Here is a 24,675-nt window from a genome sequence, read left to right as displayed (position 1 = left end):
CAGCCGTGACAGACCGTCAGTGCGTGGCCAGATCGGTCGGTGCGTCGGCAGCCGAATGGGCCGAAGCATCGGTCGGCGCATCCGTCGCTGGTTGCACGGCAGCCGGCGCCGGCGACGATGCCGCACCCTGCAACTCTGCGTGCAGGATGCGGCGGATCTCCAGGATCGCCTGCGGCGTTTCCTGCACGCTATGCCAGGACGTCACCACCAGTTCGGAGGCGGCGCCGTCCAGATGCGCGCTGCGATACGGCACCAGACCGTCGTCGGACATGGCCAACGGCACCTGCGGTTTTTCGCGGCCGACGATGGTGTGGTAGCGCACCGAGGGCGCGATCGGCAGATCCGCGGCCGCGCGCACGAACGGGTCGGTATCGCGCAGGTTATCGATGCTGGTCGGTGGCAACAGGCGCCGCTTGCGTTGCGGCTCACCCGGTGCATCGCGCTCGCTGTTGGCCAGGTCCTGCAGCACATCGCCGAACCGATCCAGCAAGGCGATCGGCAGGCGCACCAGGCGGCCGACGAAGCGCCCCAACCCGCCTTCGGCCAACGGCGTGCCGCGGTGCGGCGCGGCGATGAAGATCGCGCGATCAATCTGCGGCATCGGCGAAAAATGCAGCAGCGGCGACAGCTTCTGCCGGATCCGCGCACCGCGCTCGCCTTCCAGCCGGTAGTCGGCCAGCAGGCTGTTCCAGATCTGCTCGCCGGACGAAGACACCAGCAAGCGGCCGATCACCCCGCCCATGCTGTGGCCGATCAACACCATGTCGTGCGAGGCCGGCGCATCGCCCTGCGGGTCGAAATGCCGCAGGCTGCGTTGCACCAGTTCCTGGATCTCGGCGCGGTTGACCGCCAGCGGTGCGTTGGTGGGGTAATACACCTGCCAGATCTGATAGTGCTGCCGCAGCGTTTCATCGCCCATCACTTCATTGGCGACATTGACCCAGGCCTCCGGGCTGCTGGCCAGGCCGTGCAGCATCAGCAGCACGCGCCGGTTCGGGTCGTAGGGCTGCATCAGGTACAGATGCGGGCGATCGATGCCGCGCGCGCGGCCCAGCATCGAGCGCAGCGATTGCGCGGCAAAGCCCGACTTCGCAAGCCACAGGCCGTACGCGGCAGTGAAGTTGGCCGCCAATGGCACGCGCTGGCCATGCAGCATCACTGCGGTCTGGCGATACGGGTCGTAGGGCGCGACCGTGGCGCTGTCGGTGTGCAGCACCGCATCCAGCGTGTCGCCTGCAAAACGCAGCAGGACCGTGGCCGGTGCATACGGCATCTCGCTGAAGGTGGGCAACGGCCGCTGCGGGTCTTTTGGCGCGGGCAGCGCCTGCTGCACGGCCACGCCGGCCGGGTCGCCGACCACCGCCGGGTCTACCTCGGCCACCAGGTCCGCACCGAAGCCGTCGCGGCGATAGGTGCTACGCAGCCCGCCGAAGCGCAGCGACGATGCCGCGAACAACGCACGCGGCGTATTGCCATCGCCGGGCAACCGGTAGGCGGCCAGGTCCACATCCACGCGCCAGCGGCCCACCGTGGTGGCCGCAGGTGCGCTGGCGCCGGCCTGCTGGGCGCGCACGAACAGGCGTTCGACCACCTGCTGTACGGCGTAGTTGTAGTAATCGCGCACCTGGGTCTGGCGGTTTTCGAAGGCCCGCTCGCTGGGCGCGCGCGTGGTGAAGAACAGATACGCGTACGCATGCCGCGCCGCTTCCAGCCACGCGTCCAGTGCCGCATCGCTCATCTGCGCGGGGGTGCGCCCGCTCAACGCGATGGCCTGCGTGGTCCACAGCTCGGCCTGGGTGGCCAGCCGGCGCTCATCGCCGATGCCGGCCACCGTGCGCAGCTGTTCGATGCACGGCAGCGGCGTCTTGCGGCAGGTCTTGGGATCCAGCCCGGCTACTTGCAGCGTCTCGCCGCCGGCCTGGCTGAGCGTGCCGGCACTGAGGATGTCGCCGCGGGTCTGGGCGATGTAATCGCCGCTGCTGCGCGCCTTCACCGTGACCATGGCGCAGCCGCTGAGCCACACACAGGCCAGCACGGCCACGCCTGCCACGGCGCGCCGCGCCCAGGTGCTGCGGCTCATCGGTGTGCGCTCGCTGCAGATGCAGGTGCCGGTGCCTGCGGCATGCCTGCACGGATGCGCGCGGAGAAATCTTCGGCGCGGTCTGCGGCGTGCGCACGTGCAGTGAAATGCCCACGTTGCTTCAGCGTGGCGAAGTCATAGCCCGGCATCAGCCCGTGATGGTCGAAGGCGTATTCGTCGGCATAGCCGGACAACAGCAGGCGGTGATCCAGCGGCAACGTCGGCCGCAGCTGGCGCACCAGCGCAAACACAATGGTGGTGCAGTTGCTGGTGAGCGTGTTGTAGAACGCCGGCGCACGGTTCAAGTCGTTGGCCAGCCCCACATAGCCCATGAACATGCGGCGCAGGCCGGCCTTGGGAATGTTCAGGCGATACAGGTACATGTCCTCGCCACGCACGTTGGTGCGCACGCGCAGGATGTCGCGTTCGTCGGCGGCCACCAGGGTCTCTTCGAAGCTGCGAAAGAAGCCACCCAGCGCGGAGAACGATTCGCCACGTTCCTTGCGGATCTCCAGCGAGAACACCACATGCGAGCCATCGTCGAAACCGAACGACACCAGCGTGTGCGCAATCGCCGGGCCCATCCAGTACGACAGCGCCAGATCTGCGCTGACCAGGTGATCCAGATCGTACTGACGCGTTTCCCAGCGCGGCTGGTAGTCGGTTTCGCTATGCCAGTCGAAGTTGCGCACGTTGTGCAGCGTGACCAGGTTGCCGTGCACTTCCGGGCGCAGACGCTGGGCGACATCGTCGGCCCAGTCGCGGTCCTGGCTGGGCTGCATCAGCCACCAAGCCGTGCCCAGCGCCACGAAGGCGGCGGCGAAGATCCCCACCAGCGCCCAGTTCTCGCGCCGGCGCCGCAGGCCCCACAGCGCAGCGAGCGCCATCGCGCACCACGAGGCCACCCACCCGGCGCGCACCACGCCATTGCCGCTGAGCGCGAAATAGATCGCCAGCCCGCCCCAGGTGGCGGCCACCACCACCGCAAGCCGCAATGCCCAGCGGCCGATGCGCGCGCGCGTGGCCGGTGTCATTGCGTGCCGCCCACCGGCACCGGCATGCCCAGCGCGTGCATCAGCAGATCGGCGGAGCGGTGTGCCAGACGCTTGCGCTCGGCTTCGTCGCTGCCACGCAGGCAACTGCCCAGCATGTCCATCACCAGGACCAACTGCTCTTCATCCAGATCCGCGCGGCACAGGCCGGCCTGCTTGGCGCGCTGCACGAACGGCAGAAAAATGCCGACCACGCGCTGGTCGACCGCTTTCACGGACGGATGCGCGCGCTCGATCGAGCGCCAGAAATCCACCATCGGTGCGGACTGGGCGATGTGTTCGGCCACATCGTGCAGCAGCACGGCCAGACCGTCCGGGCGATCGCCCAGGTCGGCCGCCAGCCGCTCCAGTCCATCCAGGCCGCGCTCCATCAGCGCGGTCATCAGGGCCAGGCGGTCGGGGAAATTGCGGTATAGCGTGGCGCGGCCAAGGCCGGCACGTTCCACCACCAGTTCTAGCGGAGCGTTGACGCCGTGTTCGCTGAAGACTTCGTCGGCGGCGTCGAGAATCTGCCGGCGGCGGAGCGCGGCATCGGGGCGGGGAGCTGTCATGCCGGCATTATCGGACATATTTGTCCGGTTACACCAGAGCTCGCTTGCCGAATGCACGCACTCTCCGACCAAAGGTCGGATCAGCCGGTGTTCTGCACGCCTTGCGCCACCCCGTTGACGCATGCCACCAGCGCACGCAGCAGTTCTTCGTCTTCGCCATCGGTGGCACGCCAGCGCTGCAGCAGATCCACCTGCAACACGCTGATCGGGTCGATGTACGGGTTGCGCAGCCGGATCGACAACGCCAGGCGTGGGTCGTGCTGCAGCAACGAGCGCTGCCCGAGCAAGGTCTTGACCCAATGTTTGGTCAGCGCGAGTTCGTCGCGAATGCGCGGGAAGAAACGCGCGTGCAGCGGGCCGGCCAGGCGCGAGAACAGTTCGGCAATATTGAGATCGCCCTTGGACAGCACCATGGCGATGTCGTCCAGGAAGGTGCGGAAGAACGGCCAGTCCTGCGCCATCTCGCGCAGGCTGTCTTCGTGCCCGGCCTCCACCGCGGCCTGCAGGCCACTGCCCACGCCGTACCAGCCGGGGATCACTGCACGCGCCTGGCTCCAGGCAAACACCCAGGGAATTGCGCGCAGGTTCGACAACGCCGCGTCCTGGCCCAGCCGGCGCGAGGGGCGCGAGCCGAGCGTCATGCGTTCGATCACATCGATCGGCGTGGCCAGGCGAAAGTACTGCATGAAATCCGGCGCGCCGACAAAACCGCGATACGCCACCGTGCTGCGCTCGGCCACCAGATCCATCACTGGCCGCCAGGCGTCTTCGCGCGGCTCCGGCGCGCGCGGGCGCAGGCTGGACAACAGCACCGCGCCGGTCATCTGCTCCAGCGAGCGTAACGCCAGCGCGCGGATGCCGTACTTGCGATGGATCACCTCGCCCTGCTCGGTCACGCGCAGGCGTCCATCCACGCTGCCGCGCGGCGCTGCATCCAGCGCGCGGGTGGTCTTGCCACCGCCCCGCACGATCGAACCACCGCGGCCGTGGAAGAAGGTCAGGCGCACGCCCAGTTCGGCGGCAGCCTCCAGTAGCTCCACCTGGGCGCGTTGCAGACCCCAGCGCGAGGCCGCAATGCCGCCGTCCTTGCCACTGTCCGAATACCCCAGCATCACCATCTGGGTGTCGCCGCGCGCGCGCAGGTGCTGGCGATACACCGGGTCGGCCAGCAGGTCCTGCACGGTGCCGGTGCCGCCGCGCAGATCGTCCACGGTTTCGAACAGCGGCACGATGTCCAGCGGCACCGCGCCGGCGTCATCGACCAGGCCACCACGCCGCGCCAGCGCGAGCACGGTGAGCACGTCTGCGCGGTTGTGCGCCATCGAAATGATGTAGCTGCCCAGCGCATCGGCACCATGCCGCGTGCGTGCATCGGCGAGCGCGGCGAACACCGCATCCAGCCGCGCGTTGCCTTCGTCGTCCACCTGCGGCAACGCCTGCTCGCCCGAGGCATATGGGCCGAGCAGACCGGCACGGTGGGTGGCGTCCTGGCTGTCCCAATCGGCTTGCCCCAATGCATCGGCCACCGCGCGCGCATGCACGCTGGATTCCTGGCGCACATCCAGCCGCGCCAGATGGAAACCGAAGCTGCGCACGCGCCACAGCAGGCGGCGCACTGCGAACCAGCCCGCGTGCAAGCCCTTGTTGGCCTGCAGGCTGTCCAGGATCAGTTGCAGGTCGTGTTCCAGCTCGGCAGGCGCGGCGTAGGCGCCGTCGGCATCGTCCAGGGTGGCCTGCAGGCGCGCGCGCATCAGGTCGTTGAGCAGGCGGTACGGCATGTCGCCGTGGCGCGGCCGCGAGCGTGCGGCGGCGTCGGGCAGCAGCGCCTGGTAGCGTTCCAGCTGCGCGCTCAGCGCCGGGCTCACCGCCACCAGCGTGGTGGATTGGCTGAGCAGGCTCGCCAGCTGCCACAACTCGTTGAGATAACGGTCCAGCACCGCGCGCCGTTGCGCGTCCAGGGTGCCGGCAATGGTGTGCGCATCCACGTTGGGATTGCCGTCCATGTCGCCACCGACCCAGGTGCCGAAGCGCAGCAGGCGCGGCAACGCCAGCGTGCTGCCGTAGGTTTCTTCGATGGCGTGTTCCAGGGTTTCGTACATCACCGGGATGACGCGGTAGAGCACCTGGGTGAGATAGAAGCCCACGTGCTCGCGCTCGTCTTCCACGGTGGGGCGCACCGGCGAGGAATCGGCGGTCTGCCAGGACGCGGTCAACGCCATGCGGAACCGCGCCGCATCGGTGGCGCGCTCATTGGGCGTGCGCATGCCATCCAGGTTGTCGACCAGGCTGGCGACCATCAGCTGTTCTTTTTCGAGCAAGGCGCGGCGCACCGCCTCGGTGGGATGCGCGGTGAACACCGGCTCCACGTCGATGCGCGGCAGCCATTCGCTCAACTCGTCCAACGTCACGCCCTGCGCCTTGAGCCGGCGCAGCGCATCGTGCAGGCCTTCCGGCTGCGGGGTGTCGGTACCGCTGCGCTGGTAGTCGCGGCGGCGCCGGATGCGGTGCACGCGCTCGGCGATGTTGACCACCTGGAAATAAGTACTGAAGGCACGCACCAACGCCTCGGCGGCGCGCGGCTCGCGGCCTTCCAGCAGCGACAGCAAGCCGGCGGGCGGCGTATCGCTTTCGCGGCGTGCGATCGCGGTGGTGCGGATGCGTTCGATTTCTTCAAGGAAGTCCGCAGACACCTGCTCGGCGAGCAGGTCACCGACCAGGGCACCAAGCCGACGGACATCGTCGCGCAAGGGAACGTCGGGGTTAGCGAAGACAAGACTGCTGCGGTACTCGTTCATCGGAAACGCACACCCTCTTCAAGCGCAAAGTCGTCGAAGACTAACCCAAAAGGATTAGATGATCGCGACAGACGCGACGGTTTCACCTTGAACCATCGCGTTGACGAGCACTTGAGATGCCTTCGTCGTAGGAGTGCGCTTGCGCGCGATGGGCGTTATCGGCAATACCCATCGCGCGCAAGCGCGCTCCTCCGTGGAGCCGCCTTGCGTGTGCGGTGTTGCGCAGCGATTGCGCCGATGACGGCACCGTGGAGCGGTGCCGTCTGTAACGCGCGCTTTAGCGCTTGCGCGCAGTGGCTGGCGCGTTGGCCTCGCCCAGCGTCATCTTCAACCACTGCTCGCTCTCGGCCAGCATGTGCAGGATCGACTGCCGCGCACGGTAGGCGTGCGCTTCGTTGGGCAGCATCACCAGCCGCGCGTTGCCGCCCAGGCCCTTGATCGCGGTGAACAGGCGCTCGCTCTGGATCGGGAAGGTGCCGCTGTTGTTGTCGTCCTGGCCGTGGATCAACAGCAGCGGGTCCTTGATCTTGTCGGCGTAGTTGAACGGCGACATCGCCTGATACACCGGTTGCGCCTGCCAGTAGTTGCGTTCCTCGGCCTGGAAGCCGAAAGGCGTGAGGCTGCGGTTGTACGCGCCACTGCGCGCGATGCCGGCCTTGAACAAGCGCGTGTGCGCGAGCAGGTTGGCGGTCATGAAGGCGCCATAGGAATGCCCGCCGATGGCGATGTGCTCGCGGTCGGTCACCCCACGCTGCACCACTTCATCCACCGCGGCCTGCGCGTCGGCGATGAGCTGCGGCAGGTAGGTGTCGTTGGGTTCGGCATCGCCTTCGCCGACGATCGGCATGGCCGGGTTGTTGAGCACCACGTAGCCGATCGCCAGAAACGCCTGCGGGCCCCAGTAGCTGATGGCATTGAAGCGGTACGGCGAGTCGGTGACCTGGCTGGCGGTGTCGGCGCTCTTGAACTCGCCCGGGTAGGCCCACATCAGCAGCGGCCGCGGGCCGTCGCGTTTGGGGTCGTAGCCGGGCGGCAGCAGCAACGTGGCGGTGAGGTCCACGCCGTCATTGCGCTTGTAGCGGATCTGCTCCTTCTGCACGCCGCGCAATTGCGGCAACGGGTGCGCAAAGCGGGTCAGCGCCCGCGGTGTGGCCGCCGTGTCGCTTAGCGTCTGCACGTAGTAGTTGGCCGGCTCCTCGGGCGATTCACGGCTGAGCAACAGCTGCGTGCCCTGCGCATCCAGCAGCGCGATCGGCGCGGCATAGGTGGGCGCCTGCGAATGGAACAGCCGCGTGGTGCGTTTGCTCTGCAGATCGAAGCGGTCCACGAACGGGCGGTCGCCTTCCGGCGAAGCGCCCTTGCCAAGCAGGAACAGGCTGTTGCCATCGGCACCGGTCTGCAGCAGCGCATGGCCGTTGCCGTCGGCGATCAGCGCCGGCGTGCCAGGGTCGTTGTAGCGGTCCTGCGAGGAGCGGTCCCACAGCAGTTCCGGCGCGCGCTGTGGTTGGTCCGGTGCGATGCGCCACTGTTTGGTGCGGCGGGTCTTCCACCAGCTCTCGCTGATGATGGCCAGGTCGCCCCGGCCCCACTGCACGCCCTCGAACCGGCTGCCGAGCTTGGCCAGGGTGACCGGCGCACGGTTGAACGGCGCGGCCTGCATCAGCACCGCATCACGCACGCTGCTGGCGCGCGCCGGGTCGCCGCCGTCCTGGGCTTCGGCCCAGACCAGGGTGGCCGGCGCATCGGCGCGCCAGGCGATTTCGCGCACGCCGGTGGGTACGGCGTCATTGCCGGTCGGCAAGCCTTCCACCAGCGGCAGTTGCGCGATCTGGCGGACCAGCTTGCCTTGCAGATCCAGCACCTCGATGCGGCGCGCAAACGCGTCCAGCGGCGCCAGATACGAGAATGGGCGCTCGCTGCGCTCGCTCAGCACGTAGCGGCCATCCGGCGACACCGACAGGTGCAGATAGATCCCGGGCGCGGCAATCGGCCGCACCTGTCCGTTCACCGCCACGATCACCGGCTGCGCGGTGGCGTAGTACTCGAACAGCCGCGCATCGGCTTCGTTACGGAGCAGATCTTGATAGGTGCGGATCGCGCGCACGCCGGCATCGGCGCTGGTCTGCTGGATCGCCGGACCCGCCGGCACCGCGTCGCGGGCGGGCGGTGCGGTCTGGTCACGCAGTTGCTGCTGCACCAGCAACCCACTGCTATCGGGCAGCCAGTGCAGTTCGTCGTTGATGCTGGTATTCACGTCGGCCAACAGGCGACGCGCCTGCCCTGCCGCCACATCCACCACCCAGAGCTCGTTGGCGCCACTGGCCGCATCCTCGCGGCGGAAGGCCAGAGAGCGTTGGTCGGGCGACCAGGCCAGGTCGGCCAGCGACAACGGCGCCGGCAGGCCGGCGATCTGGCGCTCGCTGCCATCGGCCACCGACAGCAGCCACAGCTTGCTGGCGAAGGAGAACCGGCTGGCGGCGTGGGTCTTGGGATGGATGCGCACGCCGGCCAGCTTGAGCTCCGGCTGCGCCACCTCGGCAATGTCCGGCAGCGCCGGCAGCTGCAGCATGGCCGCCAGGTCGCGCCGTGGCGACAGCTGCAGCAACGGCGCGCGCGGCGCGTCCACCACCGCCTGCAGCGCCTTGGAGGGCAACTGGTAGCCGGTGGTCGGCAAGGACGTCGGCGGGGCCGCCGGCTGCGCCAGGGCCGGGACGCTCAGCGCCAGCCAGCCCAACACCACCCAGCCCCGTTGCCACCCCTGCCGCCTGGTGCGTCTCGCCTGCATGCCCTTCCCCGGTGTCGAATAAGGCTTGGACCATAGCAGCCGGGCGGCCCGGCTCCCCCTGTCGTTGGTTGGGGTGGGCGGCAATTCATGCCGGACGGGGGTGCTGCCGATATAATCAGACCCTCGTCGAGGGGCGCTGCGACCGGTACGGCAGATTCATCTGCCACCTGCACGAAAAGTGCGGGCAACAACGGCCAGGCTCGACAGGGATTTTTCGTGAAACGGCGCCCGGAATTGCAGACATTCGCCTGCCTACCGGAGCAACTGATGAACGCTGTCGCAAAAACCGTTCCACACACCGATTACAAGATCGCCGACATCTCCCTGGCCGATTGGGGCCGCAAGGAGCTGGACATCGCCGAGCACGAGATGCCGGGCCTGATGTCGATCCGCCGCAAGCATGCGCAGACCAAGCCGCTGAAAGACGTCCGCATCACCGGCTCGCTGCACATGACCATCCAGACCGCAGTGCTGATCGAAACGCTCAAGGACATCGGCGCCAATGTGCGCTGGGCCTCGTGCAACATCTTCTCCACCCAGGACCACGCGGCCGCCGCGATTGCCGCCACCGGCACGCCGGTGTTCGCCTGGAAGGGCGAGACGCTGGAAGAGTATTGGGACTGCACCCTGGACGCGCTGACCTTCACCCTGCCCGACGGCACCCTGACCGGCCCGGAGCTGGTGGTGGACGACGGCGGCGACGTCACCTTGCTGATCCACAAGGGCTATGAGCTCGAAAACGGCAGCACCTGGGTCGATGAACCTGCCTCCTCGCACGAAGAAGGCGTGATCAAGGCGCTGCTCAAGCGCGTGGCCGTCGAGCGTCCGGGGTACTGGGCGCGAGTGGTCAAGGACTGGAAGGGCGTCTCCGAAGAGACCACCACCGGCGTGCACCGCCTGTACCAGATTGCCGAGGCCGGCAAGCTGCTGATCCCGGCCATCAACGTCAACGACTCGGTTACCAAGAGCAAGTTCGACAACCTCTACGGCTGCCGCGAGTCGCTGGCCGATGGCCTCAAGCGCGCGATGGACGTGATGCTGGCCGGCAAGGTCGCCGTGGTCTGCGGCTACGGTGACGTGGGCAAGGGCAGCGCCGCATCGCTGCGTGCCTACGGTGCCCGCGTCATCGTCACCGAGATCGACCCGATCTGCGCCCTGCAGGCGTCGATGGAAGGCTTCGAGGTCAACACCATCGAATCCACCCTGGGCCGCGGCGACATCTATGTCACCACCACCGGCAACAAGGACATCATCACCGTCGAGCACCTGCAGGCGATGAAGGACCAGGCGATCGTCTGCAACATCGGCCACTTCGACAACGAAATCCAGGTCGATGCGCTGAATGCACTCAAGGGCGTGCAGAAGATCAACATCAAGCCGCAGGTCGACAAGTATGTGTTCGGCAACGGTAACGCGATCTTCCTGCTGGCCGACGGCCGCCTGGTGAACCTGGGCTGCGCTACCGGCCACCCGAGCTTCGTGATGTCCAACTCGTTCGCCAACCAGACCCTGGCGCAGATCGACCTGTGGGAAAAGCGCGACAGCTACGAGAAGAAGGTCTACATCCTGCCCAAGCACCTGGATGAAGAAGTGGCTCGCCTGCACCTGGAGAAGATCGGCGTCAAGCTGACCACCCTCACCAAGGACCAGGCCGACTACCTGGGCGTGGACGTGGCTGGCCCGTACAAGCCGGATCATTACCGCTACTGATCCATTGGCAAGACATTGCCAGGTAAACAAGAACGGGCGCCGCAAGGCGCCCGTTTTTTGTTTGAGGACATTGTCGAGAACAGTGCGCCGCAAAGCGGTTGAGGTTCGGGTCACACACACTTGAACCGCGTGCTTCTCTCGCCTTGCAAGCGTGGCTGGCAACTCCGCATCGCTCGATGTTGGACGCATTGCTCAGTCCGTTGCATCCGAACCCTTGCGCTCGACAGGCTGCACATGCCGGCGGTAACGTAACGGCCCGGGCGTCGCCCCTGCCTTGCCTGCACGCGGTTGCGGCAGAGCGCTGCCTCGGTCACCCCATCTAAAAAGGACACCGCATGGGTAGCTTTAGCATCTGGCATTGGCTCATCGTTCTTGTGTTTTTCGGCATCATCGCTGCCGTCATCAGCGCGATCGTCTGGCTTGCCAAGCGCGCTTCACGCAAACCCGGTGCATCTGCCGCAGGCACTACAGCGGCACTGAAGACCACCGAATCCCGGCTGGCCGAACTGGATCGGCTCAAGTCTCAGCAGCTGATCACCGACGCCGAGTACACCAAGCGACGCACTCGAATTCTGAGCGATCTTTGAGCGGCTGCACCTGCCGGTGAATCATGTCCGCGCGGTGATGGAACATCAGATCCATGTCACCTGCGCGCCAGGCGCCGCGTATCAAACGCTACTGGCGCAAGGTGACGCGACAAGCGACGGGATCGTGCTGGACGTTCGCACACCGGAGCGACTGGCCGAGATGTTCAGCCTGCTGCAGTCGCTGCAGCTTCCGTTTGCCGATGCGCCTGCAGGCTGGCCGCCCGCCGCGGTCTTTGCGCAGCTCAGGGAGCAAGGGCTGGTGCACGGCGCCATCATCACGGTGACGTGGGCGGCCCCCGAGATGCCCGTGCTCGGCGTCGGCTAACGCTGCTTGAGCGCGGTGCGTGAACGCCGGTCGCCTGCAGGCAGCTGACGAAGACGAAGGCGCAGGCCCATGTGCAACCGCTACGCCCAACGCCTCGCGTCAGGGGCGCCAATTCGCGTTGGCATCCCAGAACGCCACCGCGCGGCGGTAGGCATCGCGATCCAGCGGCACGCCGGAACCGCCCTCTTGCACACCCAGCGCATTGCGCAGCATGGTGATGGGGGCCATGGGAATTTCGTCTGGCTCGGCGGTGTACAGACAACCGACCACGCCCCAGTCCGCGTCGATGGGGCTGCCCTCCTTGGCCAGCTGATCGCGGCTGTAGAGGATGGGCAGCAGGTAGTTAGCCACCGATGGCTCCACGCCTTCGAACCAGCGCACCAGGACTGGTAATTCCTGCGAATTGCGTGCCTTGTAGGCGGAGCGCAGCTGATGGCGATTGGCATCGGTGATGGGGACGGTCAGACAGCGTGTCGAGGTCCAATTGCGATGCGCATGCAGCCGGCAGAATGGCGCGTAGCCCTCGATCACCCGCACTGGCGTTTCATCGTTGAGGCGCTGGATGAACTGCTCGGGCGTGCAGTCCTGGATGGCGTTGCGGCGGCCATCGCGCGGAAACAATCGCGGGCGGGCAAACGGGGTAAGAACAATCGACATGGCGCGTGCTGGCAGCGGTACAGCGTGCAAGGGTAACGCGGGCGCATCGTTCTCACGCAAGCGCTCCTCCCGCGCCTTGGTCTGCGGTGACCCGCCAGATGTGCTGGCAGCAGTACATCGCCCTGCTACCTGTACGCGCGTTGCCCGCCATCGACGCGGCGCGCACGCATCACGGTGCCCGCATCCGGCTTACCAGATCAGATCGTCCGGCACCTTGAACTGGCTGTAATAGTCGTCGTCGCTGTCCGGCGATGGTGGCGCTGCGGAGCGGCCATGATCCAGCACCACCACGGTGGCATCGCGGCTGTAGACCTTCTCGGCCGCGGCACGCGGAATCAGTTCGAAACCCTCGCCGTAGCGCGCGATCACCAACGCGCCACTGGCCAGCTGGCTGCGCAAGAGGGGGCTGACCAGCACGCTGCGAATGACGCTGCCATCGTTGAAGCGGTAATCGATCTCGCCTTCGCGCTTGACGCGGCTGGTCTCGATGATCTGGCGGACCTGCGCCACCAGTTCCTGCTGCCGCAGCTGCGCGTTGCGCTCCTCGGCCAATGCGCGGTCGCGCTCGGCGCGCTCGGCTTGCAGGCGGGCGGCATCCACCTTGTCCGGGTCTGCTGCGGCCGCCGGTGCACCCTTGGCATGGCGCTGCTTGTTCTGCTCGCGCGCCACCTTGTCCACCTGGGCTTTCTTGACCAGGCCTGCCTTGAGCAGTTGTTCTTGAAGAGGATTGCGCATGCGAGAAAACCAACCGGTGACGTGCACACAGTTTAACGCGGCCGGCGTGGTGGCCGCCCTGGTGCACGAGGTGCCGCTGGCCAGGAGGCCTGAACCAGGCTGTTCAGGCTTAGCGCCGCTATCAAAACGCCTGCAGCCGCCAGCCGGGCGCGGCCGGTGCTAGGAATCGGCATGTACCCCCATACACTCCGGGTGCTCCGCGCCGGCCGCACCCACCTGACAACTTACTCGCTACGTTTCGGTAGCCGCTCTTCATACCGCTGAGCCGTTGTGCACGCGCTGCTGCACTGGGCTGCCGTCGTTGCCTGTAGCGCGCAGGTTGCGCCCCGAGCCCGGCCTGCTGGACGTCACGGCATCCATACCGGCAACCACCGCGGTCAGTGATCAGCCCCGCGCGCAATGCATCGGCGCGAGTGCGACCGTGCACGCCCTCGGCATCGAACCGGCCGCACGTTTCGCGGCTGTTGTGCAGTGAATACGTATGCACAGGGTCAATGCTGCGCCGCGATGCGCGCTTAGCATCACCGCGCGCCGCACGCCGTGGGGCGCGCTTTCCGGAACAAGGGCCGGAGGGCATTGCTGCATGCATCGCTGTGCGGGATGCGTGCGTCCACTGATCAGGAGACACCCGATGCACGCCACCTCTCGCCCCTGTCCACGCACGTTCTGGCAACGCGTTCACCAGTTGCTGTTGATCGCGCTGACCTTGTTGCTGACCACCGCCAGCGCACAGGCCGACGTCATCCTGCATGCGTTCAACTGGCCCTACGCCACGGTAGAAGCGCGCGCCAAGCAGATCGCCGATGCCGGGTATCGCAAGGTACTGGTCGCACCGGCGTATCGCTCCGAAGGCAGTGCCTGGTGGGCACGCTACCAGCCGCAGGATATCCGCCTGATCGACAATCCACTCGGCGACACCACTGCGTTCGCGCGCATGGTGCAGGCACTGGCAAACAACGGTGTGGAAACCTATGCCGACGTGGTGTTCAACCACATGGCCAACGAAGCAGCAACCCGCTCGGACCTCAATTACCCCGGCAGCGCGGTGCTGGCGCAGTACGCAGCCAATCCTGGGCGCTACGATGCACTGCGCCTGTTCGGCACCGTGCAGTCCAACTTTTTGAGCGGCAGTGATTTCGGGCCGGCGCAATGCATCAGCAACTACAACGATGCCTTCCAGGTACGCAATTACCGCATCTGCGGCGGCGGCAGCGATCCGGGCCTGCCGGATTTGCTCGGCAATGATTGGGTGGTGCAGCAGCAGCGCGCCTACCTGCAGGCGCTCAAGGGCCTGGGCGTCACCGGCTTCCGCGTGGACGCGGCCAAGCACATGACCTTCGACCACCTCAACCGCGTGTTCGATGCCGGCATCCGCTCCGGTGTGTACGTGTTCGGCGAAGTGATCACCGGCGGTGGCAGCGGCAATGGCGATTACGACCAGTTCCTGGCGCCATATCTGCAATCCACCCCACATGCCGCCTACGATTTCCCGCTGTTCAACGCGGTACGCAATGCCTTCGGTGTGGGTGCGAGCATGCAGCAGTTGGTGGACCCGGCGTCCACCGGGCAGGCTTTGCCGGGCAATCGCGCAGTCACCTTTGCCGTAACGCATGACATCCCCAATAACGCGGGCTTCCGCTACGCGATTCTCGACCCGGTCGATGAAACGCTGGCCTATGCGTACCTGCTGGGCCGCAACGGCGGCGTGCCGATGGTCTACACCGACAACAACGAAAGCGGCGACAACCGCTGGGTCAATGCCTATCTGCGCGATGATCTGCGCCGCATGATTGGCTTCCACAACGGCGTGCAGGGCAGCGACATGCAGGTGCTGTCATCCAGTGCCTGCCACATCCTGTTCCGCCGCGGCAGCCTCGGCATCGTGGGCATCAACAAGTGCGGCAACCCGGTCAACACCACCGTTGCCATGAGCGGCAGCGTGTTGTTCTGGAATGCGGATTACGTCGATGCACTGGGTTCCGGCAATGTGGTGCGCATCTCCAGTGGCTCGTACACCTTCACCCTGCCGGCGCGGCAGGCGCGTATGTGGCGACGTTGATTTTGCAGACGCGCTGCAGCACGGTCTGTTTTCCGTAGGTGACATCCAGGCAACCAGGGAACACCAGCAGATCCCGCTGAGTAGCAACACCGACGCCTTCATGGGTGCAGCCCGCATGAAGGCGTCGATGCGTTCGGCAACCGAAAAAATCTACAACGACGCATCTTTTTCATTGCTGGCGGCATTTCAGGACCACGCGATGACGCGCACGGTTACCAGCAGGCGCCCTCGCGCGCATGCCAACCAAAGATGAACTGTCTGCGCACCGCAAGCGATCAATGCAACCCGTTCGCACGGCGCGCGTACCTACGGGAGGTCGCTGCAAGTGCTTCCTTCTGCTGCCCCAGCTGCGCGGCGACCATCGTGGCGAGCGCCATGCGAGCACTACACGCATGACATCGCCCTCCCCCATCGATGGTGCACGCCGGAGCATGCGATGCCTCTCTACTTTGTCCGCCATGGCGAATCGCTCGCCAACGAACAGAACTACTTCGCTGGTTCCCAGAATTCGCCGCTGACCCGGCTCGGCCGGCGTCAGGCGCAGCAGGCCGCGCTACGTGCAGCAACGCGCATTGCACTTCGACCAGGTGCATGTCTCCACGCTGGAGCGCGCGCAGGCAACGGCAGCCATCATCCTGCATGACGTTGCGCCCATGCCCGAGGTCGTTTCCAGCGCGGCACTGGTGGAACGCAACTTCGGCATCTTCGCCGGTAAGAACAAGACCTTGATCAAGAAGTCGGTCGGTCATGCGGTGTTTGAACGCTACTTCCATGATGCCGATGGCGCGCCACCGGACGGCGAACACTGGATGGATATGTACGCCCGCTGCAAGACCTACTACGAGACCGTGCTGGCGCCGCTGGATCAGCAAGGCAAGCACGTGCTGGTCGTCGCGCACAAATACATCGTGGAAGTCTTTGCACTGATCGCATCCGGGCTGCCGCCAGCGGAGTACATCGACTTCCGCTTGCCCAACTCGCGCCCGCTGTCATGGGACGAACTCAAGCAACTGACCGCGCGCAGTTCGTCACACCTCAATACGCTGGGCGAATTGACGGAAATCCACCTGCTGCGCTGGATGCTGCTCGCCGCGCTCGGTGGTTTTGCACTGTCGTGCATGGGCGTCGCGCTGCCACCTGCGTTAGCCAGCGCTGCGGTGATCGCCTTGCTGGCAGTGAATGCGTTCTTCCTGTCGCTCCGGATCGAGCCCGGGGCACTGCGCCTGACCAGCGGCCCGGAGAACATCGCATTGGGTGCGCTCAGTGTGGGGCGTGTCGTGCTGGCAATAGCCCTGCTGGTTGGCACACAGAACGCGTGGCTGCATGTCCTGGGCCTGTTGCTCATTGTGCCGCCAGCGTTGTCGGTGCCCACGTTCTCGCTGGCACGTGGGGGCGATTATTTCTTTGCCGCGCGCTACACGCTGGTCTTGTCGATCGTGCTGCCGCTGCTGCTATTGGCGCTGTTCCTGGACCATCGCGAAGTGCTGGGGAACGCGCATGCGCTGGAGCGCTTCTTCGTGGTACTGGTGGTTGCCTTGGCGCTGCCTTGCCTGCTTGGCCAGGCCTGGCGCCACGCGCGCCCCATTGCGGCCGGCAAGCTCGCCACCAATTGGAGCTGGATCGGTGCGCTGGCGATGGTGCCACTGGCATTTCTGGTGTCACTGCGCGCGGACGGCGATGCGCTGCCAGCCACCCTGCGCCACGGCGGCTGGCATGCGTGGGCCGCGTTGCTGCTCCCGTTCTGCGTCCTTGTGGCCAGCCGCATCTGCAGCGCGCTGTATCTACGGCTACATCAACGGATGACCGGCAGGGCAATTCATGCCGCGATCGTGGCCGATATCCATCTGCTGCAGACCTCGCCGAATATTTTTCTGTGGCTCAGCCTGCTGTTACCCGGCACGTTCCTGCATGCGCCGACACTGGTGGCCGGCTCCCTGTTGGGCTTCTTCGTCTTCGCCTACCTGGATGAAGCGTTGATCGTCAGGCGTTTTCGCGCACAGATTGCGCCCGCCGTGGCAACGCCGGTGCGTGCTGCGACCGACTGCATCGGTGAAGCGCAAGCGGTGGATGCACAGGATCAATGCACTGTGCTCGACACGCGGTAGGTCAAGACGCGCCTGTTGTCAGACGCTCCAGCAATGGCGCCTCGGCGGCGTTCCACATGCACTGGAACGCCGTGAACGGGCGCATGGCCAGCCTGTCAACGCTGCGCCTTGCGCGCGCACCGTCACCACGCAAACGGCGCAGTCACCTGCCGTTCGCCTAGTAAAAACGCGTCAGCCACATGCACGAAGGGCGTGGTGTCCACCTCGGACTCGCCCGCGCGCACCAGTTGCACGAAACGCGCGTATAGCCCGTCGTATTCGCTGGCCGCAGGCACGCTGTGTGCAACGCCATCGATGTGCAGCTTGGCACCGCCCTCGCTCAGCACCAGCGTTCCCTGCGTGGTCTCCACCGCGATGTCCCAGCATTGGTGGCCGGTCTGCAGGAAATCGAATTCCGCAGTAACCGGCACGTCGTCGGTATCGGCGAAGGTAAGCGTGGCCGCCAGCGGCGCCTGCCGATTACTCGGTGTGTGCAACGTGGCTTTGCGCAGCGCGAAAGGCCGCGGCAGCAGATGGGTGACGATGGACAACGCATTGATGCCGGGGTCGAACACGCCCATGCCACCGGGCTCCAGGATCCAGTCCTGGCCCGGGTGCCAATGGCGGATGTCTTCCTTCCAGGTGATGTGCGCGCGCACCAGCTGCTTGCCGGCCAGCCACTGCCGTGCTGGCTCCACACCGGCGGCGCAACGCGAGTGCCAGCTGGTGAACAAGCTGCGCTGCGCCTGCCGGGCGATCACGCGCAGGTCGTCGATCTCCGCCAGGGTGGCCGCCGGTGGTTTTTCCAGGAACACATGGCGCCCGGCCGCCAGCGCAGACTGCGCCAGCGCATGCCGCCCCACCGGGGGTGTGCACAAGGCCACCGCTTCGATCTGCGGATGCGCGGCAAACGCTTCCTCCAGCGTCTGGAAGGCTGGCACACCATCCACCGTGCCATGCCGGCTCACGGTGGCCACCAGCTGCACATCGTCGCGCGCGGCGATGGTGGGCATGTGCTGGTCGCGGGCGATCTTGCCGATACCGACAAGGGCAATGCGCAATGCGTCTGGATGCTTCATCGAAACCTTCGTGCTCATGAGGAAGTGACGGCCGACAGATGACGCCGGCAGCCCTGCGTCGTCGTGCGCACGGCTGCGTGGCGAGAGGTGTCGCAGCCATGGCGGCTACGCGCAACCGGCGCAGTGTACGGTCAGCACAGCGGCCGCTGCGAGACATCGCTACCGCTTGTTTTGCTATACCTCGTGGCAGGCCGCAGCCGCGCGCATCGTGCAAGGTCGGGCGACCGATCTAAGGTTGACGGCACGCGAGGCAGCGGCCAGCATCGCGCCGCACACTCCGTGCGGTCATCCCCTCGGGCGCCTCGCCATGCTGCATCACCTCTCGCTGGGCGTCAGCGCCATCGACACGTCCGTTGCCTTCTACGATGCAGCGCTGGGCGCACTGGGCTATGTGCGGGTGTGGTCGGACCTGGCGCCTGGCACCGATGACCAGGCAGTGGGCTATGGCTGGGCCGGTGGTGGCGACAAGCTCGCCTTGAAGCAAAGCACGGCCGTGCCGCTGGCCGCGGGCGCCGGCTTCCATCTCGCCTTCAGCGCAGCGAGTACCGCTGCGGTGGACGCGTTCTACGCCGCAGCGCTGCAGTACGGCGGCCGCTGCAACGGCGCGCCGGGCCTGCGGCCGGACTATGGCGATGACTACTACGCCGCCTTTGTGATCGATCCCGATGGACACCGCATCGAGGCGGTGCACAACCAGCCTGCCGGCTAAGAGCAGCTTTCAAAACGACTGCGCAGCCGCCAGGCGGGCGCGGCCGGTGCTCGGAATCGGCATGTACCCACGTACATTCCGGTTCCTCCGCGCCGTCCGCGCCCACCTGACGGCTGCTCGCTACGTTTTGTTAGCCGCTCTAAGTGTTGCTGCGGGTGATTGCCGGTGGCGCGCTGTCTTCGAATCGCGCAATGCCACCGATGCGGCCGCACGCGCACCGCTCAAGCAACCGCACAGGCGCGCCCGTGCGACAGGCCCGCAGCCTAAGGTGCAGGCCATGTCCGCACCTGCAGTGCCGCTACATTTCCAGCACCACCTTGCCCAGATGGCTACCCTGCTCCAGATAGCGATGCGCGGCGGCGGCCTCGGCCAGCGGGAAACATTGATCGATCAACACGCGCACCTTGCCTTGCGCAATCCAGGGCCACACCACGCGTTCCACTTCCGCTGCCAGCCGCGCCTTTTCGTCGGCGTTGCGCGGGCGCAGGGTCGAACCGGTGATGATGGCCTGCTTGCGCATCAGCAGCGGGATCGGCACTTCCAGCGTGGCGCCGGCCTGCGAGGCGATGTAGACGATGCGGCCACGCGGATTCAGTGCTTCCAGCGTATCGGCAAAGACCGAGGCGCCCACCATGTCCAACGCCACGTCCACCCCGGCGTGCGCCTTGGCGGCCGCCACGAACGACTCGCTGGTGGAGTCGATCGCCACGTCCGCGCCCAGCTCGCGTGCCTGCGCCGCCTTGCCGGCCGAGCGGGCCGTGGCCAGCACATGCGCGCCGGCGGCCTTGGCCAACTGGATCGCGGTCACGCCGATGCCGGAGGTAGCGCCGTGCAGCAGCAGCCATTCGCCTGCCGCCAGGCGGCCATGTTCCAACAGATTGGCGTAGGCGGTGAAGATGGTTTCCGGCAATGCAGCGGCCTGCACCAGCGTCATGCCTTCAGGAACCGGCAACACATGGCGCGCGTCTACCGCCGCGTACTGCGCGTAGCCACCGCCGCCGAGCAAGGCGCATACACGGTCGCCAACCTTCCAGCGGCCAGCGGCCACCACGACCTCGCCCGCGACCTCCAGGCCCAGCGTCTCCGGTGCACCCGGCGGCGGCGGATAGTGGCCGGCACGCTGCAGCAGGTCCGGCCGATTGATGCCGGCGGCATGCACACGGATCAACACCTGGCCCGGCGCTGGCTGCGGGCGCGCTTGCTCAACCGCATGCAGTGCATCTGCATCGCCCTTGCCGTTCCGGATCGCAATGGCCGTCATCGTGGTCTCGCTCATGGGGACGCTCCGTAGAAAGTGGGCATCAGTGTAGGCGCCGGCCCGTCAACGTTTGGCACAGGAGCGATGTGTGCCCGGCGTAGCGTCGCGAGAAATGCGAACCGCCGTTGGCGTCAGGCTACATCCCTGGGCGACGTGACAGCTTTGCGCATTGATGCAATGCCTGCATCAAGGATGCCTTGGCCCCCGAGCAGGCGCTGAGCGTTCGAACAGCTGATGACCGAGGCAGTTTCGCGCTGACACTGACGCGAACAGGGACTAGCTGCGCGCTGCTAAGCCTGCGCTGCGAGACATCGTCGCGCGCTCCCGGTGATACTAAGTCATCGTTGAACTCGCGCTTGGCACGCATTTGCGGTTTTCACGCTGTTACTGCCACCAGCCGTGGCGCCATGCGATCGCACACACGTGAGCACTCCAGCCACGACCACTTCCCCACGCATGCTGCAGACGGACACCACACGTCGCAGACGCATCACGGCTTTTCTTCGACTCACAACAGCAGCAGCCACCAACTGCCAGCCACATGGGCGAAACGATCACCAGCAGTCCATCCCGGCAGTCGCCATGCAAAAAGCCCGCCGTGAAAATCCAGCTGCGTACCGCGACACCGCTCGCGGCACGCACACACAGCATCACCACCACCATCGCCACACCAACAGCTGCGCGCCCACGTTTCCGCAGGCGCGCAGGCAGCCAGTTACTCGGCGTCGTCTGCCACCACGTCCTGATCCAGGTACTGGCGGATCGCCTCGAACACCTTCGAGGTCCCGTCATCCTGGCCCGAGGGCAGGCGTGCGGCGAAGTCGCGCAACAACTTGTCGCCGTCCACGCCGGGCTGTTCGGCCATCGCGAGCGCGAGATCGCCCACGCTGCGCGCCAACGCGACCCAGATGCGGCCCAACGACTCAGCGATTACGTCCATTTCCTGCTCTTGCATGTCGCGCTCCGATCAATTGCGTGGGGTAGCGCCCAGCTTACCGCGTGCATCGCGCAATGACTGCGTCACCGGCAAGCAGCCCCAAGCATGCCGCGACCACGATCACATCCAGCGGCCCTGCCACATCTATGATTTGCTGCATTCGGCAGCGGAGTCGGCGCATGCGGTATCGATGGCAGTGGTGTCAACTAGTGGCGGGCGCCCTGCTGCTGGCCTGCAGCGCAGCGGCATGGGCCGCGCAGGTGCGCATCGAACACCGCGATGACGGCTATCGGCTGCTGGTCGATGGCGCGCCCTTCGTCATCAAGGGCGCGGGCCTGGGCAATGGCAGCATGGAGACGCTGGCTGCACGTGGCGGCAACGCGCTGCGCACCTGGCGCATGGATCCGGACCCGCAGCGCCAGCGCGCATTCCTGGATCATGCGCAACGCAATGGGTTGAAGGTCGCCGTTGGCATTGAGGTCGGCAACGAGCGACACGGCTTCGATTACAACGATGCCGCAGCCGTGCGCCAACAACTTCAGCGCATTCGCACGCAGGTGCAGCAGTCGGCCACACATCCGGCGGTGTTGATGTGGGTAGTCGGCAACGAGCTCAATCTCGACTACACCAACCCCAAGGTCTGGAACGCGGTGGGCGCGATTGCCGATGCCATCCACGCAATCGATCCACACCATCCGGTCACCACCACCCTGGCCGGTTTCGACAAGCCGTTGATCGACCGCCTCAAGGCACGTGCGCCGTCGCTGGATCTGATCGCCGTGCAGCTGTACGGCGACATCGATGCATTGCCGCAAAAACTGCACGATAGCGGCTGGCGTGGCCCGTATGTGGTCACCGAATGGGGCCCCACCGGCCACTGGGAATCGCCGACCACCACCTGGGGTGCGCCCATCGAAGACAACAGCGCGCGCAAGGCGGTGCTGCTGGAGCAGCGTTATCGCCAGCGCATCGCCAGCGATACGCGGCAGGGGCTGGGCTCGTTCGTCTTCCTGTGGGGCAACAAGCAGGAGCGCACGCCCACCTGGTATGGGCTGTTCCTGCCCTCGGGCGCGGCCACGCCCAGCGTGGACGCGCTGCAGGCGCTATGGACCGGGCGCTGGCCGGTCACGCGCGCGCCGGCCGTGTCCACGCTGACCCTGGACGGCAAACAGGCACTGGACAGCGTGACGCTGCGCGCAGGCCACACCGCCACTGCCACGCTCACGGCCAGCGGCGCCACCGCGCTGCGCTACGTCTGGCAGGTGCGCACCGAAAGCACGGCGCGCAGCATCGGTGGCGATGCGGAAGCACTGCCACCGCAGATCGACGTTGAGCTGCGCTCCGATCAAGCGGGCGATGACAGTCGCGTCCGCCTGAGGGCACCGGCGCCGGGCAATTACCGCCTGTTCTTGGAAGTCCACGACCAGCAAGGCCGCGCCGGTTACGCCAACCTGCCGTTCCGCGTGGAAGCGCCTTAGCGCGGCATGCATCGCGCGGATCGGGACACTCGCAACCAAATATGCATTCATCGCGATGAAGCGATATTATGACCGCACGCTCTGCCGGACCTGCCGCGATGACGCATCTCAGCTTCGAGTTCTACCCGCCCAAAACTGACGACCAACGCGCGCAGCTGGACCGCACTGCGGCCAAGTTGAAGGCCTATGCGCCCGAATACGTGTCGTGCACGTTTGGTGCCGGCGGCTCCACGCTGAGCTACACCTCCGAGACGGTGCGCCACCTCAAGCAGAAGCACGGCTTTGAAGCGGCGCCGCATCTGTCCTGCGTGGGCGGCAGCCGCCAGGAAATCCGCGAACTGCTCAAGCTCTATCGCGCCATCGGCTGCACCCGCATCGTGGCGCTGCGTGGCGACCTGCCGTCTGGCATGGGCCACCCAGGCGACCTGCGCTACGCCTCGGATTTGATTGCCTTCATCCGCGCCGAGCATGGCGATGCGTTCCGCATCGAGGTGGGCGCCTACCCGGAGACCCATCCGCAGGCCATCGATGCCGACAGCGACCTGAAGTACTTCAAGGCCAAGGTCGATGCCGGCGCGGATGCGGCGATCACCCAGTACTTCTACAACGCCGATGCGTACTTTCATTTTCGCGACGCAGCGCAGCGGCTGGGCGTGGAGGTGCCGATCATTCCCGGCATCATGCCGATCTCCAACTTCTCCCAGCTGCGCCGGTTCTCCGAGCAATGCGGTGCAGAGATTCCGCGCTGGATCGGCAAGAAGATGCAGGCCTACGGCGATGATGCCGATGCGGTGCGCGCGTTCGGCGCCGAGGTGGTCGCCGGGCTGTGCGAACGGCTGATCGCCGGCGGCGTGCCGGCGCTGCACTTCTACACGCTCAATCTGGCCAAGCCGACCACACAGGTATTGCAGCTGCTCGGGCGCTGAGGCAAGCCGTCCAGGGCGTTCTTTCCACAGGCATGCCGTTCCGGATCACATCCCTCGCACGCACGCGCGTGACCAGCGCACGCGGCGCAAGCCTGTGCGGCATTGCTGTGTTGTTCGCCGGCTCACGCGCACACCGTTACGCTGCGCCGATGCCTCGCCTTCTGCTGCCGTTGCTGCTGTTGTTCTGCCTTTGCCCCGCCACACGCGGGCAGGCGCAGGAAATCCGTCGCTGCGTGTCGCCGGAGGGGCAGACCATGTTCACCGACCGCCGCTGCGAAGACGTGGGCGCGGTCAACCGCTTGCCGCCGGCCACGCGTGCGCAGGGCAATGAAGGGTTGTATCGCTACGGCTGCCCTCGTCGGCTGAGCGAGCTGGTGTCGCTGCTGCAACTGGCAGTGGACAGCCGCGACGTCAACCGGTTATCCAGTCTGTATCTGTGGAGCGGGCAGTCCGACGCTGCCGCCAACCAGGTGCTGAGCCGGCTCGAAGCCATCGTGCAACGCCCGTTGCTGGAGATCGCCCCGATGTATCCACAAAGCGATCCTCCGGCCTGGGAGACAGACGCAACAGCCTCTGCGGCCGCACCTGCCAGCGGCCCGGATGGCGGCGCGGTCGACGCGCCGCTGCCGCCGCCGGCCAGCCGTCCGCGCCCATGGGGACTGCGCCTGGAGCAGGCACTCGCCAGCGGCACGCCGGCGCGCAGCGTGTTGCGCCTGCGCCGGCAATACAACTGTTTTTGGGTGACGTTCTAGCGTCAGCCTCGCCGCCCGCCGTGCAGAGGCGGAAGCCGGCAACCAGCAGCGATCGATTGCACCGGCGTGCGCAACGCTAACGCGCCATGCCGCTCAGCGCGTGCGGCCGGCGAACT

General features: G+C 66.3%; 19 protein-coding genes, 2 other RNA genes, 1 pseudogene and 1 riboswitch. Of the genes and pseudogenes, 12 read left to right on the top strand and 10 right to left on the bottom strand.

Features of this window, described 5'->3' with window-relative positions; translation table 11 throughout:
* Positions 1-16: 16 nt before the first annotated feature.
* From ACD584_RS04650 to ACD584_RS04630, 5 genes are all read right to left on the bottom strand, one after another.
* Positions 17-2,080 carry a triacylglycerol lipase gene (locus tag ACD584_RS04650; protein ID WP_076036376.1) on the bottom strand — a complete coding sequence of 688 codons (2,064 nt, stop codon included), beginning with the start codon at positions 2,078-2,080 and terminating at the stop codon, positions 17-19.
* Positions 2,077-3,114, bottom strand: coding sequence for a DUF4105 domain-containing protein (locus tag ACD584_RS04645; protein WP_076036377.1), 1,038 nt, complete (start codon positions 3,112-3,114; stop codon positions 2,077-2,079). The genes ACD584_RS04650 and ACD584_RS04645 overlap by 4 nt, the downstream gene beginning before the upstream one ends.
* On the bottom strand, positions 3,111-3,683 hold the full coding sequence (locus ACD584_RS04640) for a TetR/AcrR family transcriptional regulator (protein WP_014506704.1): 573 nt from the start codon (positions 3,681-3,683) through the stop codon (positions 3,111-3,113). The genes ACD584_RS04645 and ACD584_RS04640 overlap by 4 nt, the downstream gene beginning before the upstream one ends.
* Positions 3,684-3,763: 80 nt before the next feature.
* Positions 3,764-6,478 carry a phosphoenolpyruvate carboxylase gene (gene ppc, locus ACD584_RS04635; protein ID WP_076036379.1) on the bottom strand — a complete coding sequence of 905 codons (2,715 nt, stop codon included), beginning with the start codon at positions 6,476-6,478 and terminating at the stop codon, positions 3,764-3,766.
* 277 nt (positions 6,479-6,755) lie between these two features.
* Positions 6,756-9,263 (bottom strand): prolyl oligopeptidase family serine peptidase, encoded by a 2,508-nt coding sequence (locus ACD584_RS04630; protein WP_076036380.1) that lies wholly within the window; start codon positions 9,261-9,263, stop codon positions 6,756-6,758.
* 122 nt (positions 9,264-9,385) lie between these two features.
* Positions 9,386-9,500: riboswitch (S-adenosyl-L-homocysteine riboswitch) on the top strand.
* A 30-nt stretch (positions 9,501-9,530) separates the two neighbouring features.
* Here ACD584_RS04630 and ahcY point away from each other — a divergent pair.
* From ahcY to ACD584_RS04615, 3 genes are all read left to right on the top strand, one after another.
* The gene (gene ahcY / locus ACD584_RS04625) at positions 9,531-10,973 is read left to right on the top strand and encodes an adenosylhomocysteinase (protein ID WP_050911694.1); all 1,443 of its coding nucleotides are present in this window, start codon (positions 9,531-9,533) and stop codon (positions 10,971-10,973) included.
* Positions 10,974-11,308: 335 nt separating this feature from the next.
* Positions 11,309-11,560, top strand: coding sequence for a hypothetical protein (locus ACD584_RS04620; protein WP_076036381.1), 252 nt, complete (start codon positions 11,309-11,311; stop codon positions 11,558-11,560).
* Between the two features lie 37 nt (positions 11,561-11,597).
* A complete protein-coding gene (locus ACD584_RS04615) occupies positions 11,598-11,885 on the top strand; it encodes a hypothetical protein (protein WP_175611572.1) in 288 nt (95 codons plus the stop codon).
* A gap of 99 nt (positions 11,886-11,984) precedes the next feature.
* Here the strand turns inward: ACD584_RS04615 and ACD584_RS04610 are convergent, their stop codons facing one another.
* A complete protein-coding gene (locus ACD584_RS04610) occupies positions 11,985-12,542 on the bottom strand; it encodes a DUF3228 family protein (RefSeq protein ID WP_076036382.1) in 558 nt (185 codons plus the stop codon).
* A 189-nt stretch (positions 12,543-12,731) separates the two neighbouring features.
* Positions 12,732-13,277 carry a DUF2058 domain-containing protein gene (locus ACD584_RS04605; protein WP_076036383.1) on the bottom strand — a complete coding sequence of 182 codons (546 nt, stop codon included), beginning with the start codon at positions 13,275-13,277 and terminating at the stop codon, positions 12,732-12,734.
* 171 nt (positions 13,278-13,448) lie between these two features.
* Between ACD584_RS04605 and ACD584_RS04600 the strand changes: the two genes are divergently transcribed.
* From ACD584_RS04600 to ACD584_RS04585, 4 genes are all read left to right on the top strand, one after another.
* A non-coding RNA gene (locus ACD584_RS04600) (sX9 sRNA) lies at positions 13,449-13,524 on the top strand.
* 441 nt (positions 13,525-13,965) lie between these two features.
* Positions 13,966-15,336, top strand: coding sequence for an alpha-amylase family protein (locus tag ACD584_RS04595; RefSeq protein ID WP_175611821.1), 1,371 nt, complete (start codon positions 13,966-13,968; stop codon positions 15,334-15,336).
* Between the two features lie 436 nt (positions 15,337-15,772).
* Positions 15,773-15,979, top strand: a complete 207-nt coding sequence (locus ACD584_RS04590; RefSeq protein ID WP_076036385.1) for a histidine phosphatase family protein — start codon at positions 15,773-15,775, stop codon at positions 15,977-15,979.
* Positions 15,894-17,441: a histidine phosphatase family protein gene (locus ACD584_RS04585; protein ID WP_254843737.1), complete on the top strand. Its 1,548-nt coding sequence runs from the start codon at positions 15,894-15,896 to the stop codon at positions 17,439-17,441. The genes ACD584_RS04590 and ACD584_RS04585 overlap by 86 nt, the downstream gene beginning before the upstream one ends.
* Positions 17,442-17,563: 122 nt before the next feature.
* Here ACD584_RS04585 and ACD584_RS04580 read toward each other — a convergent pair whose 3' ends face one another.
* Positions 17,564-18,499, bottom strand: a complete 936-nt coding sequence (locus ACD584_RS04580; protein ID WP_076036386.1) for a Gfo/Idh/MocA family protein — start codon at positions 18,497-18,499, stop codon at positions 17,564-17,566.
* A gap of 307 nt (positions 18,500-18,806) precedes the next feature.
* Between ACD584_RS04580 and ACD584_RS04575 the strand changes: the two genes are divergently transcribed.
* Both ACD584_RS04575 and ACD584_RS04570 read left to right on the top strand, forming a co-directional pair.
* Positions 18,807-19,208, top strand: a complete 402-nt coding sequence (locus ACD584_RS04575; protein WP_161960488.1) for a VOC family protein — start codon at positions 18,807-18,809, stop codon at positions 19,206-19,208.
* A 61-nt stretch (positions 19,209-19,269) separates the two neighbouring features.
* Positions 19,270-19,344, top strand: a non-coding RNA gene (locus ACD584_RS04570) — sX9 sRNA.
* Positions 19,345-19,506: 162 nt separating this feature from the next.
* Here the strand turns inward: ACD584_RS04570 and ACD584_RS04565 are convergent.
* Positions 19,507-20,484, bottom strand: a complete 978-nt coding sequence (locus ACD584_RS04565; RefSeq protein ID WP_076036387.1) for an NAD(P)H-quinone oxidoreductase — start codon at positions 20,482-20,484, stop codon at positions 19,507-19,509.
* A 697-nt stretch (positions 20,485-21,181) separates the two neighbouring features.
* Positions 21,182-21,421: a hypothetical protein gene (locus ACD584_RS04560; RefSeq protein WP_012439209.1), complete on the bottom strand. Its 240-nt coding sequence runs from the start codon at positions 21,419-21,421 to the stop codon at positions 21,182-21,184.
* A gap of 161 nt (positions 21,422-21,582) precedes the next feature.
* Between ACD584_RS04560 and ACD584_RS04555 the strand changes: the two are divergent.
* The 3 genes and pseudogenes from ACD584_RS04555 (at position 21,583) to ACD584_RS04545 (ending at position 24,559) form a co-directional block, all read left to right on the top strand.
* Positions 21,583-22,940: pseudogene (locus ACD584_RS04555) on the top strand (glycoside hydrolase family 2 TIM barrel-domain containing protein).
* 39 nt (positions 22,941-22,979) lie between these two features.
* A complete protein-coding gene (gene metF / locus ACD584_RS04550) occupies positions 22,980-23,807 on the top strand; it encodes a methylenetetrahydrofolate reductase [NAD(P)H] (RefSeq protein WP_016945094.1) in 828 nt (275 codons plus the stop codon).
* A gap of 149 nt (positions 23,808-23,956) precedes the next feature.
* Complete coding sequence (locus ACD584_RS04545) at positions 23,957-24,559, top strand: hypothetical protein (protein ID WP_175611573.1); 603 nt, start codon at positions 23,957-23,959, stop codon at positions 24,557-24,559.
* The last annotated feature ends 116 nt before the right edge of the window (positions 24,560-24,675 follow it).

Origin of the sequence: Xanthomonas sp. NCPPB 2922 (assembly GCF_041520885.1) — a bacterium.
Classification (GTDB): Bacteria; Pseudomonadota; Gammaproteobacteria; order Xanthomonadales; family Xanthomonadaceae; genus Xanthomonas; species Xanthomonas campestris.
The sequence above is the reverse complement of the archived record's forward strand: the minus strand, read 5'-3'. Positions and strand labels throughout refer to the sequence as shown.

Excerpts from the sequence above, each read along its gene's own strand:
- ACD584_RS04610 (WP_076036382.1), bottom strand. The coding sequence starts at position 12,542 with ATGTCGATTGTTCTTACCCCGTTTGCCCGCCCGCGATTGTTTCCGCGC.
- ACD584_RS04615 (WP_175611572.1), top strand. The coding sequence starts at position 11,598 with ATGGAACATCAGATCCATGTCACCTGCGCGCCAGGCGCCGCGTATCAA.
- ACD584_RS04580 (WP_076036386.1), bottom strand. The coding sequence starts at position 18,499 with ATGAAGCATCCAGACGCATTGCGCATTGCCCTTGTCGGTATCGGCAAG.
- ACD584_RS04575 (WP_161960488.1), top strand. The coding sequence starts at position 18,807 with ATGCTGCATCACCTCTCGCTGGGCGTCAGCGCCATCGACACGTCCGTT.
- ACD584_RS04565 (WP_076036387.1), bottom strand. The coding sequence starts at position 20,484 with ATGAGCGAGACCACGATGACGGCCATTGCGATCCGGAACGGCAAGGGC.
- ACD584_RS04545 (WP_175611573.1), top strand. The coding sequence starts at position 23,957 with ATGCCTCGCCTTCTGCTGCCGTTGCTGCTGTTGTTCTGCCTTTGCCCC.
- ACD584_RS04620 (WP_076036381.1), top strand. The coding sequence starts at position 11,309 with ATGGGTAGCTTTAGCATCTGGCATTGGCTCATCGTTCTTGTGTTTTTC.
- ACD584_RS04640 (WP_014506704.1), bottom strand. The coding sequence starts at position 3,683 with ATGACAGCTCCCCGCCCCGATGCCGCGCTCCGCCGCCGGCAGATTCTC.
- ahcY (WP_050911694.1), top strand. The coding sequence starts at position 9,531 with ATGAACGCTGTCGCAAAAACCGTTCCACACACCGATTACAAGATCGCC.
- ACD584_RS04650 (WP_076036376.1), bottom strand. The coding sequence starts at position 2,080 with ATGAGCCGCAGCACCTGGGCGCGGCGCGCCGTGGCAGGCGTGGCCGTG.
- ACD584_RS04560 (WP_012439209.1), bottom strand. The coding sequence starts at position 21,421 with ATGCAAGAGCAGGAAATGGACGTAATCGCTGAGTCGTTGGGCCGCATC.
- ACD584_RS04630 (WP_076036380.1), bottom strand. The coding sequence starts at position 9,263 with ATGCAGGCGAGACGCACCAGGCGGCAGGGGTGGCAACGGGGCTGGGTG.
- ppc (WP_076036379.1), bottom strand. The coding sequence starts at position 6,478 with ATGAACGAGTACCGCAGCAGTCTTGTCTTCGCTAACCCCGACGTTCCC.
- ACD584_RS04590 (WP_076036385.1), top strand. The coding sequence starts at position 15,773 with ATGCCTCTCTACTTTGTCCGCCATGGCGAATCGCTCGCCAACGAACAG.
- ACD584_RS04645 (WP_076036377.1), bottom strand. The coding sequence starts at position 3,114 with ATGACACCGGCCACGCGCGCGCGCATCGGCCGCTGGGCATTGCGGCTT.
- metF (WP_016945094.1), top strand. The coding sequence starts at position 22,980 with ATGACGCATCTCAGCTTCGAGTTCTACCCGCCCAAAACTGACGACCAA.
- ACD584_RS04605 (WP_076036383.1), bottom strand. The coding sequence starts at position 13,277 with ATGCGCAATCCTCTTCAAGAACAACTGCTCAAGGCAGGCCTGGTCAAG.